At 68.1% G+C, this 14,773-nt stretch carries 12 protein-coding genes; 10 read left to right on the top strand and 2 right to left on the bottom strand.

The features are described from left to right. Positions 1–436: DUF2141 domain-containing protein (locus VN378_RS15690; RefSeq protein WP_325744495.1), on the top strand; the 436-nt coding region annotated here is incomplete at its 5' end. Positions 437–489: 53 nt separating this feature from the next. Next, positions 490–1,950 carry a carotenoid oxygenase family protein gene (locus tag VN378_RS15685; protein ID WP_325744494.1) on the top strand — a complete coding sequence of 487 codons (1,461 nt, stop codon included), beginning with the start codon at positions 490–492 and terminating at the stop codon, positions 1,948–1,950. Positions 1,951–2,004: 54 nt separating this feature from the next. On the opposite strand, the gene VN378_RS15680 is transcribed toward VN378_RS15685, so the two are convergent. Together VN378_RS15680 and VN378_RS15675 are read right to left on the bottom strand one after the other, a co-directional pair. Next, positions 2,005–2,784 carry a LytTR family DNA-binding domain-containing protein gene (locus VN378_RS15680; RefSeq protein ID WP_325744493.1) on the bottom strand — a complete coding sequence of 260 codons (780 nt, stop codon included), beginning with the start codon at positions 2,782–2,784 and terminating at the stop codon, positions 2,005–2,007. 111 nt (positions 2,785–2,895) lie between these two features. Further along, complete coding sequence (locus tag VN378_RS15675; protein ID WP_325744492.1) at positions 2,896–3,597, bottom strand: TetR/AcrR family transcriptional regulator; 702 nt, start codon at positions 3,595–3,597, stop codon at positions 2,896–2,898. Between the two features lie 176 nt (positions 3,598–3,773). On the opposite strand from VN378_RS15675, the gene VN378_RS15670 reads away from it, so the two are divergent. From VN378_RS15670 to VN378_RS15635, 8 genes are all read left to right on the top strand, one after another. After that, positions 3,774–5,996: a TonB-dependent receptor gene (locus tag VN378_RS15670; protein ID WP_325744491.1), complete on the top strand. Its 2,223-nt coding sequence runs from the start codon at positions 3,774–3,776 to the stop codon at positions 5,994–5,996. Between the two features lie 137 nt (positions 5,997–6,133). Continuing rightward, a complete protein-coding gene (locus VN378_RS15665) occupies positions 6,134–7,645 on the top strand; it encodes an MFS transporter (RefSeq protein ID WP_325744490.1) in 1,512 nt (503 codons plus the stop codon). 140 nt (positions 7,646–7,785) lie between these two features. Beyond that, the gene (sucC, locus tag VN378_RS15660; protein WP_325744489.1) at positions 7,786–8,976 is read left to right on the top strand and encodes an ADP-forming succinate--CoA ligase subunit beta; all 1,191 of its coding nucleotides are present in this window, start codon (positions 7,786–7,788) and stop codon (positions 8,974–8,976) included. After that, the gene (locus tag VN378_RS15655) at positions 8,976–9,512 is read left to right on the top strand and encodes a hypothetical protein (protein ID WP_325744488.1); all 537 of its coding nucleotides are present in this window, start codon (positions 8,976–8,978) and stop codon (positions 9,510–9,512) included. The genes sucC and VN378_RS15655 overlap by 1 nt, the downstream gene beginning before the upstream one ends. A gap of 3 nt (positions 9,513–9,515) precedes the next feature. Continuing rightward, positions 9,516–10,088: a hypothetical protein gene (locus VN378_RS15650; protein ID WP_325744487.1), complete on the top strand. Its 573-nt coding sequence runs from the start codon at positions 9,516–9,518 to the stop codon at positions 10,086–10,088. A gap of 45 nt (positions 10,089–10,133) precedes the next feature. Next, a complete protein-coding gene (gene sucD, locus VN378_RS15645; protein ID WP_325744486.1) occupies positions 10,134–11,036 on the top strand; it encodes a succinate--CoA ligase subunit alpha in 903 nt (300 codons plus the stop codon). 358 nt (positions 11,037–11,394) lie between these two features. Further along, positions 11,395–14,403 (top strand): 2-oxoglutarate dehydrogenase E1 component, encoded by a 3,009-nt coding sequence (locus VN378_RS15640; RefSeq protein WP_325744485.1) that lies wholly within the window; start codon positions 11,395–11,397, stop codon positions 14,401–14,403. 68 nt (positions 14,404–14,471) lie between these two features. Beyond that, on the top strand, positions 14,472–14,773 hold a 302-nt coding region (locus VN378_RS15635), incomplete at its 3' end, for a biotin/lipoyl-containing protein (RefSeq protein WP_325744484.1).

Raw genomic sequence — 14,773 nt, 5'->3', positions numbered from 1 at the left:
GTCGTCGGGCTCTCTTCAATGGACCCGCCCCATGATCGCCCTCGCCGCCGCCCTGCTGCTCCTGACCACCCGGACCGGCCCCGCCGATTCCAGCCTGGTCCTGACCTTCGAAACCGGCGCCCGGACCGGCTCGGTCATGATCGGCCTGTACAATTCGGAGGTCGCCTACGAGGGCGGTCCCGCCGTCGCCAACCTGGCCGTCCCCGCCTCGGGCCCCGTGGTCGCCCGGTTCGAGAACCTGGCCGCAGGCGACTACGCCGTGAAGGCCTTCCACGACGTCAACGGCAATGGCGAGATGGACAAGAACCCCTTCGGCATCCCCGTCGAGCCCTACGCCTTCTCCAACAACGCCGTCGGCAACATGGGTCCCGCCCGCTGGGCCCGCGCCCGCTTCCCCGTCTCGGGCGAGACCGCCCAGACCATCACGATCCGATAGGGCCGGGCCTCAAGCAGCGCCAAGCGCGATAGGCCCAACAAAGAGAGAATCCGATGATCGCCTCCCGCCGCAACTTCCTGATGGGCGCCGCCGCCCTCTCCGCCGCCGTGGTGACGCCCGAGACCGTCCGCGCCATGGCCGCCATGCAGGCCTCCGCCGACTGGGCCCTGGCCACCGCCGACCTCGAGACCGACGTCGCGCCCCGGGCCATGCGCCTCGTCCACGGCCGCGCCCCGGCGGGCCTGACCGGGACCCTGTTCCGCAACGGCCCTGCGAAGTTCCGCCGCCCGGGCGGCTCGGCCACCCACTGGTTCGACGGGGACGGCCTGATGCGGGCCTTCCGCGTCAACGACGGCCAGGTCACCCTCGACGCCCGCTTCGCCGACACGCCCAAGCGTCGCTGGGAGAGCCAGATCGGCGCCGTCGTCTCGCCCGGCTTCGGCACCGCCGGCGACGCCCGCGCCCGCGTCGGCTCCAATGACGACGTCAACGCCGCCAACACCGCCGTCATGCTGGCCGGCGACGAGGTCTGGGCCCTGTGGGAAGGCGGCTCGCCCATGGCCATGTCGGCCTCGGACCTGTCCACCCGGCGCTTCGTCACCCTGCGCGACGACCTCAAGGGCATGCCCTTCCAGGCCCACCCCCGCTACGATCCCGACGGCACGATCTGGAACATTGGCCTGAACGGCGGCAAGGCCATCGTCTGGCGCCTGAACGCCGACCGCAGCCTGAACGCGGCCCAGCTCATCGACCTGCCCCGCGCCAGCTTCATGCATGACTTCACCGCCACGGCCCGGCACCTGATCCTGGTGCTCCAGCCCTGGGTCTTCGACCACCGCGGCATGCCCTACGCCAGCCAGTTCGCCTGGAAGCCCGAGCTCGGCACCCAGATCATGGTCGTCGACAAGGCCGACCTGTCGCGCCGCCGCATCTTCGACCTGCCGGCCTTCAGCTATTTCCACCTCGGCGACGCCTGGGAGGATGCGTCGGGGACGATCCGCTTCGACGTCGCCGCCGGCAAGGATGTCGCCTTCGCCATCGAGGGCGCCCGCGTGCTGGTCGAACAGCGGGGGTCCGTGCCCGGCGAACACGCCGTGCTGAAACTGGTCACCCTGCACACGGACGGCCGCGCCGAGCTGGCGACCAGCGGCGTCACCGCCGAGTTCCCCAAGAGCGACCCCCGTCGCGCCGGCCGGCCTCGCCGCCTGACCGTCCACGTCGCAGGCGAACGCCCCGACCGTCCCCTGCCCACCGGCCTTGCGACCTGGGACTGGGACAGCGGCCGGTCCGACTATTTCAACTTCGGCGACACGCAGATCATGGAGGAGGCCGTCATCGTGCCCCGCGGCCCGGACGAAACCGACGCCTGGCTGATCGCGCCCTCGATCAACCTGCGCGAGGGCGTCACCGAGCTGCACGCCTTCGACGCCGCCCGCGTCGCCGACGGCCCGGTCGCCACCTGGCGCGCCGACGTGGCCCTGCCCGCCGGCTTCCACGGGATCTGGGCGGGGTAGGGAATGGGGAGACGGCCTCGAGTAGCGCGAAGCGCGGTAGGCCCCAAAGGATGCCTAATACCAGCCGGCCTCGCGCAGGGCCTTGGCGTACCGGCGGCTCACCGGCGCCTCCAGCCCGCCTTCCAGCGTCAGGGTCGCCCGCCCGTCGCCCCGGCTCACCCCGCGCACGGCGTCCTTCGCCACCCACCAGCTTCGGTGCGTCTGCGCCCCTTCCAGCCCCTCCAGCTCGGTCAGGGCGTCGGACAGCCGCATCAGGATCAGGTCGGAGCCCCGGTCGGTATGGATGCGCAGATAGTGGTCTTCGGACTGGACGGCCCGGATGACCGACCCCCTCAGCTTGAACGGCAGCCGGTCGAGGAAGCGGGCCGGCCTGTCGCCCGCCGCCGCCGCATGGGTCTGCACCGGCGTCCGCCCCAGAAAGACGTTCAGCGCGCTCAGCGTCCCGGTCACCACCAGCACCGGGCCGAGGAAGTCCGGCAGTCGCGACAGCGTCACCGACCGGTCGTCATCGAAGAACCAGCCCGTAACGGCCCAGACCATGACCGCAAGAGGCCCGGATATCACCAGCGTCAGGGCCGCCACCGACAGCCACGGCCGCGCGTCGATGTCCAGGCGCCGTTCCACCAGCCGCGAGCACAGATGGCCCCACAGGGCGCCCATGAGCATGACCGGCGACCAATACGCCAGCCGGAATCCCAGCGACACGTCGTGCATGCCAAACGCCCCGGTCAAGGCCAGGAGCACCCCGCCGGCCAAGGCGACAACGATCCCGCGCAACAACCGCTTGTCGATGGCGATGCGCACCACATGGGACCCGGTCTCGGTCGCGCTCATGCTGGACGGCCCCCTCGCGCCGTGCTCTGGCGATCCGCCCTTGAGACCACGAAACGGACCCGGAATGAAGCGGGCATCGCGTTTCGCCGGGGCCCCGCCCGACGGCCGAGGTCAGTCTTCGCGGGGCCCGCACACCGCCCGGAACCCGGCCGCCGCGAACCGCACCATATAATCGCAGGCGCTCTCCAGATCGCCCGACCGGCACAGGCCGCCGGACAGCCGGTCGAGCCGTCCCGTCTCGCCCAGGGTCAGGGTCAGGGCTCCGGACAGGTTGTGATAGGCCCAGTACAGATCCACCTCCCGCGCCTCGGGCATGATCTGTTTGATCAGCTCGATCAATCGCCGGATCGCGGGGTCGAAATAGCGGGCCATGGTCTCTCCGCCGAAGGTCGGGTTGGCGTTGGTCTGGGCCACCAGGGCGGAGTAGTGCTTCCAGCCGGGTCCGCCCTTCAGCGACCACTGGAACGGCGGCCTCAGGAAGGCTTCCAGCAACCCCTCCAGCGTCATTCCGCCTTCGCCGGCGTCGCGGGCGTAGCGGTTGACCGCATCGACCCGCTCGTTGTTCCAGACCTCGGCCCGGCGCAGGAACACCGCGTCGAACAGGCCCCGCTTGGCCCCGAAATAGTAGTGCACCAGCGCGGTATCGACGCCGGCCTCCCGCGCCACCTCGCGGATCGTGACGCCATAGAATCCATGCTTCGAGAACAGATCCTCCGCGGCGTCCAGGATCAGGTCGCGCGTATCGGCCGAACCGGCCGCCTTGGCTTTCGGGGGACGTCCGCGTCTGGCGGTCGGCGCATCGAGCTTGGTCATGCGGCGAAGCTAGGCCGCATTCCCCCGCCTGTGCAACGGCGCCACAGGTCGACGGCCCCTGACGTCCGGGAAGCTGCGCCGTTTGACAGGCGGCCGAAAACGATTACGTTCCGCGAAAATCATTGAACGCTGAATAAAAGCGTCTCGGGCTGGAAATCACTGGATTGGGGCTACTCATGAATCGCTACGTAAAGACCGTCTTGCTCGCCGGCGCCGCATGGAGCGCGCTCTCCACCTTCGCCATGGCCCAGGACGCCACGCCCCAGGAAGGCGCATCCGCCCTGGACGACGTCGTCGTCACCGCCCGCCGGCGCGAGGAATCGCTGAAGGACGTTCCGGTCGCGGTCTCCAGCCTCGGCGCTGAACGCCTCGAGGAAACGGGCGCTTCCGACATCACCGCGCTGCAGCAGCAGACGCCGAACGCGACCGTCCAGGTCGCCCGCGGCTCGAACTCGACCCTGATCTCCTTCATCCGCGGCGTCGGCCAGCAGGATCCGCTGTGGGGCTTCGAGCCCGGCGTCGGCCTGTATGTCGACGACGTCTACGTCGCCCGCCCCCAGGGCGCGGTGCTCGACATCTTCGACATCCAGCGCATCGAGGTCCTGCGCGGTCCCCAGGGTTCGCTGTACGGCCGCAACACCATCGGCGGCGCGATCAAATACGTCACGGCCCGCCTGTCGGATGAGCCCGAACTGACGCTGAAGGGCGCCTACGGCAGCTACAACCAGATCGACCTGCTGGCCTCGGGCAGCATCCCGCTGTCGGACACCTTCCGCATCGGCGGCGCCATCGCCAGCTATGACCGCGACGGCTACGGCACGAATCTGAACACCGGCGCCGACGTCTATGACAAGGACGTCCTGGCGGGCCGGCTGAGCCTGGAATGGGAGCCGCGCCAGGACATGATGGTCCGCCTGGCCTATGACCGGGTCGAGGACAATTCCAACCCCCGCCACGGCCACCGCGAAGTCGCGGGGGTCGGCCCGGGCGCAGGCGTGCCCGCCAGTGTCTACGACACCTATGCCGGCATCGGCGACAGCAACTCCGTGGAGAATCAGGGCCTGGCGCTGACGGTCCAGATGGACGTCAACGACCACTGGACCTTCAAGTCGATCAGCGCGTACCGGGACGGCGACACGGACACGGTCATCGACTTCGACAACACTCCGGCGCCGACGCTGGATATTCCAGCCGTCTATTCGGATGACCAGTTCACCCAGGAGTTCCAGTTCCTGTTCGACTACGACCGGATCCAGGGCGTGGCCGGCGTCTTCTATCTGGACGGCACGGCCTCGGGCGCCTTCGATACGATCGCGGGCAATCTGGGGATCGTGATCGGCACGCAGGGCTCGGTCGAGACGCAGAGCTACGCCGCCTTCACCGACATCAATTTCGACATCACCGACCGGCTGCACCTGGGCCTCGGCGCCCGCTATACGCAGGACGAAAAGACCGGCCAGGTGTTCCGCGCCAACTACCTCGGCGCCACGCGCAGCCCGCTGCTGGGCGGTACGGCCCGGCCCACCCTGGGCGCGGCGCGCACCAACTACACCCGCAGCCGGTCGTTCGACCAGTTCACGCCCAAGGTCTCGCTGTCGTATGATTTCTCCGACGAAATCACCGGCTATGCATCCTTCTCGCAAGGCTTCAAATCGGGCGGCTTCGACATGCGCGGCGACGCCACTTCGACACCGCAGACGGTCGACGGTTACGACCCCGAGACGGTCGATTCCTTCGAACTGGGCCTGAAAGGCTCGATGTTCGACCGCCGCCTGTTCTTCAGCTCCGCAGTGTTCCACAACGAGTACCAGGACCAGCAGGTCACGACCCAGGTTCCGATCGTGGTCGGCGGCGTCACCACCGGCATCGCCAGCTTCGTCGACAACGTCGGCTCCTCGACCTTCACCGGCGCCGAATTCGAGGCCCAGCTGGTCGTCAGCGACTCCCTGACCGCCAACCTGGCCCTCGGCTACCTGGATTCGCAGTTCGACGAATTCCTGCGTTACAACCTGGCCACCGCCTCCTTCGAGGACATCTCCAGCCAGGTCGTTCTGCAGAACGCGCCGAAATACACGGGCTATTTCGGCGTGACATGGCGCGGCGAAATGGACGGCGGCGAGCTGACGGTGACGCCGTCGGTCAGCTACCGCGACGACTACAGCCAGTTCGAGTTCCCGAACCCGATCCTGGACCAGGACGCCTATGCCCTGGTGGATCTGTCGGTCGTCTGGACGGACCCGACCGACCGCTTCACCGTGGGCGTGTACGGCAAGAACCTGAACAACAAGGAATACCGCGTCGGCGGCTACAACTTCCCGGGCGCGGCGTTCAACAACTCGCTGATCGGCTACTACGGCCCGCCGCGGACGATCACCGCCTCGGTGCAGGTCAAGTTCTGATCCGTCAGGACTGATGAAGCCTGATCGCATCTGATCACGGGCGGCGGTTCTCCTGAGCCGCCGCCCTTTTTCTTTGGCGTCGCCCGAAAGCGCCGCTACCGTCCAGCTGACAAGAAGACCAAGTCGAGGGAAACGCCATGACCGCCACGGACGCCGCCGCGCCCGCCGTTCGGCCCGGATATCGCTTCTACGTCCTGGCGATCCTGATCCTGGTTTATATGCTGAACTTCCTGGACCGGCAGATCATCGGCATCCTGGCGGCCCCCCTGAAGGCGGAGTTCGGCCTGTCCGACAGCCAGTTCGGCCTGCTGGGCGGCATCGCCTTCGCCAGCGTCTATTCGACCCTGGCCATTCCCCTGGCCTGGCTGGCCGACCGCTTCAGCCGGGTCTGGATCATGACCGGCGCCCTGGCCGTGTGGAGCGCCTTCACCGCCCTGTGCGGCGCGGCCGGATCCTTCACCCAGTTGTTCCTGTTCCGCATGGGCGTCGGCGTGGGCGAGGCGGGCGGCGTGGCCCCGGCCTATTCCCTCGTCGCCGACTATTTCCCGCCGCACCAGCGGGCGCGGGCCCTGGCCGGCTTCGCCTTCGGCATTCCGCTGGGCACGGCCGCGGGCACCCTGGTCGGAGGCCTGCTGGCCGCGACCTACGGCTGGCGCATGGCCTTCATCGTGGTCGGCCTGCTGGGCCTGCTGCTGGCGCCGGTGCTTCTGTTCACGGTGCGCAACCCCACGCGGGGCGGGACCGACACGGCCAAGACCGAGGCCGAGCTGGCGGTCATCGCCGCCGCGCCGGTGGTCGGGTCGGGCAAGACGGGCGCGATCGCGGCCCTCATCATGCTGGGGATCGGCGCCGGCGCCCTGACCCTCGCGGCCCTGATCCATTTCGCCGGCCTGACGCTGGGCAATCCGCTGGTCTTCGCCTTCGGCGGCCTGCTGGCCATGGTCATCGGCATATCGCTGACGATCGCGCGCCGCACCGCCTCGGCGGTCATCCCCAAGCCGAGCTTCTGGCTGCTGGCGCTGGGCGCGGCCTCGTCCTCGGTGTGCGGCTACGGCGTCGCGGGCTGGCTGCCCCTGTTCTTCATGCGCAGCTTCGGCCTGAACCTGTCCCAGACCAGCTGGTACTACGCCGGCATCGCCCTGATCGGCGGGACGCTGGGCATCTGGCTGGGCGGCGCCATCGCCGACAGGCTGTCGAAGCGCGGCAAGGGGGCCTATCCCCTGACCCCGGCCATCGCCTTCCTGATCTCGGCGCCGATGTTCATCCTGGCGATGAACTCGCCATGGCTGATCGGCCTCGTCATCCCGGGCGGCGGCAGCAACGCCCAGCAGCTGGTCCTGGCCTTCCTGATCTTCCTGATCCCCACCGGGCTGAACCTGGCCTGGCTGGGGCCGATCACCGCCTCGATCCAGCATCTGGTCCCGGCCCCCATGCGCTCGACCGCCTCGGCCCTGTTCCTGCTGATCAACAACCTGCTCGGCATCGCCGTCGGCTTCTATTATTTCGGCTGGATGAGCGACCTGCTGGCCCCCCGCTTCGGCGAGGAGAGCCTGCGCTGGGCCATCTACACCGGCATGGGCTTCTATCTGCTGGCCTCGGTCCTGCTGATCGGGGCCTCGCGGACGCTGAAGCGGGACTGGGTCGACTAGTTCGCGGCGATTTCGACCAGTCCAGGTGCGGGGATTTCGACCATTTCGGCCAGCCGAACAGGACTTCAACCCGCCCCCGGTTGCACCTGCGAAGGCGCGGGTCCTATAAGCACGCCGACTCTCCCCCGAAGGCGGCATCCATGAACATTCACGAGTATCAGGCCAAGCAGGTCCTGAAGGGCTTCGGCGCACCGGTCGCGGCCGGCGTGGCCATCACCTCGGCCGATCAGGCCGAAGCGGCGGCGAAGCAGCTGCCCGGACCCCTGTATGTCGTGAAGTCACAGATCCACGCCGGCGGCCGCGGCAAGGGCAAGTTCAAGGAACTGGGCCCCGACGCCAAGGGCGGCGTCCGCCTGGCCCGTTCCATCGAGGAGGTGGTCGCGAACGCCCGCGAGATGCTGGGCAATACCCTCGTCACCGCCCAGACCGGCCCCGCCGGCAAACAGGTCAACCGCCTCTATATCGAGGACGGGGCCGACATCGACCGCGAGCTGTACTGCTCGCTGCTGGTCGACCGCCAGTACGGCCGCATCGCCTTCGTCGTCTCGACCGAGGGCGGCATGGACATCGAGGCCGTCGCCCATGACACGCCCGAGAAGATCCAGACCATCGTCATCGACCCGGAAGCCGGCGTCACCGCCGACGACGTGGCGAAGATCAACGCCGCCTTCAAGCTGGACGGCGCCGCGGCCGAGGACGGCAAGACCCTGTTCCCGATCCTCTACAAGGCCTTCGTCGACACCGACATGTCGATGCTGGAGGTCAATCCGCTGATCGTCATGACCGACGGCCATCTGCGGGTGCTGGACGCCAAGGTCAGCTTCGACGGCAACGCCCTGTTCCGCCACGAGGACATCAAGGCGCTGCGCGACGAGACCGAGGAAGACGCCAAGGAGATCGAGGCCTCGGAATGGGACCTCGCCTATGTGGCGCTGGACGGCAACATCGGCTGCATGGTCAACGGCGCCGGCCTGGCCATGGCGACGATGGACATCATCAAGCTGTACGGCAAGGAGCCGGCCAATTTCTGCGACGTCGGCGGCGGCGCGTCCAAGGAGAAGGTCGCGGCGGCGTTCAAGATCATCACCGCCGACCCGGCCGTGCAGGGCATCCTGGTCAACATCTTCGGCGGCATCATGCGCTGCGACGTCATCGCCGAGGGCGTGGTCGCGGCGGTCAAGGAAGTGGGCCTGAAGGTGCCGCTGGTGGTGCGTCTGGAGGGCACCAATGTCGAGCTGGGCAAGAAGATCCTGAACGAGAGCGGCCTGGCTATCACCAGCGCCGACGACCTCGACGACGCCGCCCAGAAGATCGTGGCCGCGGTCGGCTGATGCTGTTCGCTCTGGTGATGCTGATCTCGGCCTCGCCCGCTGCGGCGATGCAATCCGACCCTGGCGACGCTGTCGCGGTGTTCCAGAGCACTTGCCTTGACTCGCCGGGCGACCGTGCGGCCTTCGAAGCCTGGGCCTTGGCGAAGGGCTGGCCCGCCCTCCGTTATCCGGAACGCCCGGAGCTGCACCGGGACTGGATCACCGGGTTCCGTTCGGCCCAGGGCGAGGTGCGCCTGTCGCATTTTCCCGCGCGGTCCGAGCCTGAGGACGCCGACGGAGTGTCGCGCCAATCGGACGAGCAGATCATCTGCAGCGTTGAATTCCGGACGGACGCCGACTCATGGAGGAGCTCTGTTTCGGATTTGATTTCCAGGCAGAACGCGCCGCAACCCCTAGACACAAGCGGCTATCAGGGTGGCCCTCCCGGCATGGTGGTCAGCGGCTGGCGTCTGGCCGATGACGACACGATCCACGCCACCTACCTTCCCACGCCCGGCGTTCTTGAACTTTCCTTCAACCACTTTCCGGGGCGTTGAGCGATGTTCCTCCTCGTCACTGCCCTGATCTCGGCGCTCGCCGGCCCGCCGAACGGATCGGCTCAGGAAGTCGCCCCTCCGATCGACCTGATCGCGACCCTGAACCAGGTCTGCGTGGCCGCACAGGGCGACCGGGCCCGCGCCGCCGCCCTTGCGGCCGAGGCCGGCTTCTCTCCCGTACCGGCGGGCATGGTGCCCCGGATGCGCAACAGCTCGGAAACGACCGGCTTCATGCGCAGCAACGCCACGGACATCAGCTTCGTCATGACCGGCAAGATGACCCGTCGGGTCGGCGGCGAAACCTTGGTAATGGACTTCTGCGGCGTCAGCGCCCGGCCGACCGACCATCGCGCCCTGAACACCGTACTGCGCGAACGGATGGGCTTTGCCCCCGTCCGCAGCGGCGGAACCGAGGCCTATGCCTGGCTTCAGATGCCCGAGGGGCGCGCCCCGGCCCGAAGCCTCACGGATGCGGAGTTCCTCGCCATGGCCGAGACAGGCCAGATGCAAATGGTGGGCCTCGATCGCTCGGGGCCCGGTTCAACCCTGATCTACTTCCTGCCCCGCCTCGACTGACCCGTCGCGCGCGCCCACTCCTTTCGCCTTCCGGATACCTTTGAAATGTCCATTCTCGTCGACCGCAACACCCGGATCATCGTCCAGGGCCTGACCGGCAAGACCGGCGGCTTCCACACGGAACAGGCGCTGCGCTACTACGGCACGCAGATGGTCGGGGGCGTGCACCCCAAGAAGGGCGGCGAGATCTGGCACGGGTCGGAGGGCGAGAGCCTGCCGATCTACGCCTCGGTCGCCGAGGCGAAGGAGGCCACCGGCGCGACCGCCTCGGTGATCTATGTGCCGCCGGCGGGCGCCGCCGACGCCATCCTCGAGGCCATCGAGGCCGAGGTGCCCTTCATCACCTGCATCACCGAGGGCATTCCGGTGCTGGACATGGTGCGCGTCAAGGCGCGGCTGGACCGGTCGAAGTCCCGCCTGCTGGGCCCCAACTGCCCCGGCATCCTGACCCCGGAAGAGTGCAAGATCGGCATCATGCCCGGCTCCATCTTCAAGAAGGGCAATGTCGGCATCGTCTCGCGCTCGGGCACCCTGACCTATGAGGCGGTGTTCCAGACCACCAACGAGGGCCTCGGCCAGACCACGGCCGTCGGCATCGGCGGCGACCCGGTCAAGGGCACCGAATTCATCGACGTGCTGGAGCTGTTCCTGGCCGACCCCGAGACACAGTCGATCGTCATGATCGGCGAGATCGGCGGCGGGGCCGAGGAGGACGCGGCCCAGTTCCTGATCGACGAGGCGAAGAAGGGCCGCAGCAAGCCGATGGTCGGCTTCATCGCCGGCCGCACCGCCCCCAAGGGCCGCACCATGGGCCACGCCGGCGCGGTCGTCTCGGGCGGCAAGGGCGACGCGGAGTCCAAGATCGCGGCCATGGAGGCGGCGGGCATCCGCGTTTCGCCGTCGCCCGCGCGGCTGGGCGCGACGCTCGTGGAGGTCCTCAAGGGCTGACGGCGCCGCTCCTCCCCGCCGTCGCCTCTCCTTTCCGGCCGTCATCCTCGGGCTTGACCCGAGGATCAGAGGCAAGGGCGGGCTGTGCGTGCGGGGCGGCCCCCGCGACCGCGCCAGTGCTGCCGCGACGGCGCACCGGACGGTCTCATCCTCGGGTCAAGCCCGAGGATGACGGTCGGAAAAGAGGTCGCGTCGTGTCCCGGCACCGGGACAACTAACGTACGAATTTCACCCGAATTGAGCGAATTTCGACCCTTTCGCCCCCATTCGGTCATGACCCATAAGGAAACAGCGCCTATATCAGCGGCGCCGGTTCCGCGCAGGGGTGCGCGCGACCGCCAAGGGACGTGACGATACGATGGCGGACGATGCCGGTCGGCTGAACCAGGTCTTTGCCGAGACCAGCTTCCTGTATGGCTCGAACGCCTCGTTCATCGAGGACCTGCACGGGAAATGGGCCGCCGATCCGGCCTCCGTCTCCGCAGAGTGGCGCGCCTTCTTCGATCAGCTGCGGGACAACGCCGACAGCGTGCGCGCGTCAGGCGCCGCCGGGTCCTGGGGCCGTTCTGTCACCCAGGAGCCCACAGAGGCGACCGGGGTGTTCGACGGCCGCTGGCCGGCGCCGAAGCCGGACCCGAAGAGGCCGGGCGCCGCGCCTGCCCCCGCTGCCGCCGCCTCGACCCCCGCCGTCCCGGCCGAGGCGATCCGCGCCGCGGCCCATGATTCGATCCGCGCCCTGATGCTGATCCGCAGCTATCGCGTCCGCGGCCACCTGCAGGCGACGCTGGACCCGCTGGGCATCGAGCAGGCGACCAACAATCCCGAACTGACGCCCGAATTCTACGGCTTCAGCGAAGCCGACCTGGACCGTCCCATCTATCTGGACGGCGTGCTGGGCCTGCAGACCGGCAGCATCCGCGAGGTGCTGGCCATCCTGCGCCGCACCTATTGCGGCAATATCGGCATCCAGTTCATGCACATCGCCGAGCCGGAGGAGAAATCCTGGCTGCAGGCGCGCTTCGAGGGCCCGGACAAGTTCGAGCAGAACGCCTTCACCCGCGAAGGCAAGCTGGCCATCCTGAACAAGCTGATCGAGGCCGAGGGCTTCGAACGCTTCCTGCACAAACGCTTCCCCGGCACCAAGCGGTTCGGCCTGGACGGCGGCGAGGCCATGGTCCCGGCGCTGGAGCAGATCATCAAGCGCGGCGGCGCCCTGGGCGTCGACGAGGTGGTGTTCGGCATGGCCCACCGCGGGCGGCTGAACACCCTGGCGGCGGTGATGGGCAAGCCCTATCGCGCCATCTTCCACGAGTTCCAGGGCGGCTCGACGGTGCCCTCGGACATCGAGGGCTCGGGCGACGTCAAATACCACATGGGCGCCTCGTCGGACCGCGAGTTCGACGGCAACACCGTCCACCTGTCGCTGACCGCCAACCCGTCGCACCTCGAGATCGTCAATCCGGTGGTGCTGGGCAAGGCGCGGGCGAAACAGGCCTTCGACATCCGCGAGGCCAATGCGGCCAAGGCCGGCGATCCCGGCGAACAGCTGGCGCTGGACCGGTCGAAGGTCATGCCCCTGCTGATCCATGGCGACGCGGCCTTCGCCGGCCAGGGCGTGGTGGCCGAATGCTTCGCCCTGATGGGGCTGAAGGGTTACCGCACCGGCGGGACGATGCATTTCGTCGTCAACAACCAGATCGGCTTCACCACCAGCCCGCGCAACTCGCGCAGCTCGCCCTATCCGTCGGACGTGGCCCTGATGGTCCAGGCGCCGATCTTCCACGTCAACGGCGACGATCCGGAGGCCGTGGTCTTCGCCGCCAAGGTGGCCACCGAGTTCCGGCAGAAATTCCACAAGGACGTGGTGGTGGACATGTTCTGCTACCGCCGCTTCGGCCACAACGAGGGCGACGATCCGACCTTCACCCAGCCGCTGATGTATTCGAAGATCCGCGCCCTGCCGTCGACGCGCGAGATCTACGCCGGGCGGCTGATCCGGGAAGGCGTCATCACCCAGGCCGCCGTCGATGCCGAGGTCGCCCGGTTCGAGGCCTTCCTCGACGCCGAATTCGACGCCGGCAAGGCCTTCGAGGCCAGGAAGGCCGACTGGATGGACGGTCAGTGGCAGGGCATCGGCCTGCCCGAGGGCGACGAGCGCCGCGGCGAGACCTCGGTCCCGGCGGCGAAACTGGCCGACCTCGGTCACCGCCTGACGACCATTCCCAATGACGTCGACATGCACAAGACGCTGAAACGCGTCATCGATGGCCGGCGCGAGATGATCACGACGGGCCGGAACATCGACTGGGCCACAGCCGAAAGCCTGGCCTTCGGCTCGCTGCTGGACGAGGGCTTCCCGGTCCGGCTGTCGGGCCAGGATTCGGTGCGCGGCACCTTCTCCCAGCGCCACTCGGGCATCGTCGATCAGACGACCGAGGCCCGCTATGTCCCGCTCAACAATCTGCGCGAGGGCCAGGCCGAGTTCGAGGTGATCGATTCCGCCCTGTCGGAAGAGGCGGTGCTGGGCTTCGAATACGGCTACGCCCTGACCGACCCCAACACCCTGGTCATGTGGGAGGCGCAGTTCGGCGACTTCGTGAACGGGGCCCAGGTCGTGATCGACCAGTTCATCACCTCGGGCGAACGCAAATGGCTGCGCATGTGCGGCCTGACCATGCTGCTGCCGCACGGCTACGAGGGTCAGGGACCGGAACACTCCTCAGCCCGGCTCGAGCGGTTCCTGCAGCAGTGCGCCGAGGACAATATCCAGGTCGCCAACTGCTCGACCCCGGCCAACTATTTCCACATCCTGCGCCGCCAGATGCACCGGCCGTTCCGCAAGCCGCTGATCATCATGACGCCCAAGAGCCTGCTGCGGCACAAGAAGGCGGTCTCGACCCTCGCCGACATGGCCGAGGGCAGCTCGTTCCACCGCGTGCTGCATGACGACGCCCAGACGCGGCCCGAGGTTTCGGGGATTTCGATCGTCGCGGACAAGGCTGTCCGCCGCGTCGTGCTGTGCTCGGGCAAGGTCTATTACGACCTGCTGGAGCGGCGCGAACGCGACCAGGTCGACGACGTCTATCTGATGCGGCTCGAGCAATTCTATCCGTGGCCGATGAAGTCGCTGATGACCGAACTGGCCCGTTTCCCCAACGCCGAACTGGTCTGGTGCCAGGAAGAGCCCAAGAACATGGGCGGCTGGACCTTCGTCGATCCGTGGATCGAACTGACGCTGGAGAAGCTTTCCGTGAAGTCGAAACGGGCGCGCTATGTGGGCCGTCCGGCCTCGGCCTCGACCGCCGCGGGCCTGATGAGCCGGCACCTGAAAGAACTCGACGCCTTCCTGACCGACGCCTTCGCCTGATCCCGCCCCGGACAGCCGTCTTGCGGTTTCCGGGATGACAAACGAACGAACCTGAGAGAGCCCGTCCCATGGCCGACATCCTGACCCCCGCCCTCGGCGAATCCGTCACCGAAGCCACCATCGGCAAGTGGACGAAGAAGGCCGGCGACGCCGTGAAGAAGGACGAGGTCCTGGTCGAGCTGGAAACCGACAAGGTCTCGCTGGAGGTCGTCTCGCCGTCCGACGGCGTCCTGTCCGAGATCAAGGCCCCCGACGGCGAGACCGTGACCCCCGGCGCCGTGCTGGGCGTGGTCACCGAAGGCGCCGCCGCCGCGCCGGCTGCCGAGGCTCCGAAGGCTGAAGCCAAGGCTGCTCCGGCGAAGGCTGAAGC

This window comes from Brevundimonas sp. (assembly GCF_035561115.1).
Taxonomy (GTDB): domain Bacteria; phylum Pseudomonadota; class Alphaproteobacteria; order Caulobacterales; family Caulobacteraceae; genus Brevundimonas.
The sequence above is the reverse complement of the archived record's forward strand: the minus strand, read 5'-3'. Positions and strand labels throughout refer to the sequence as shown.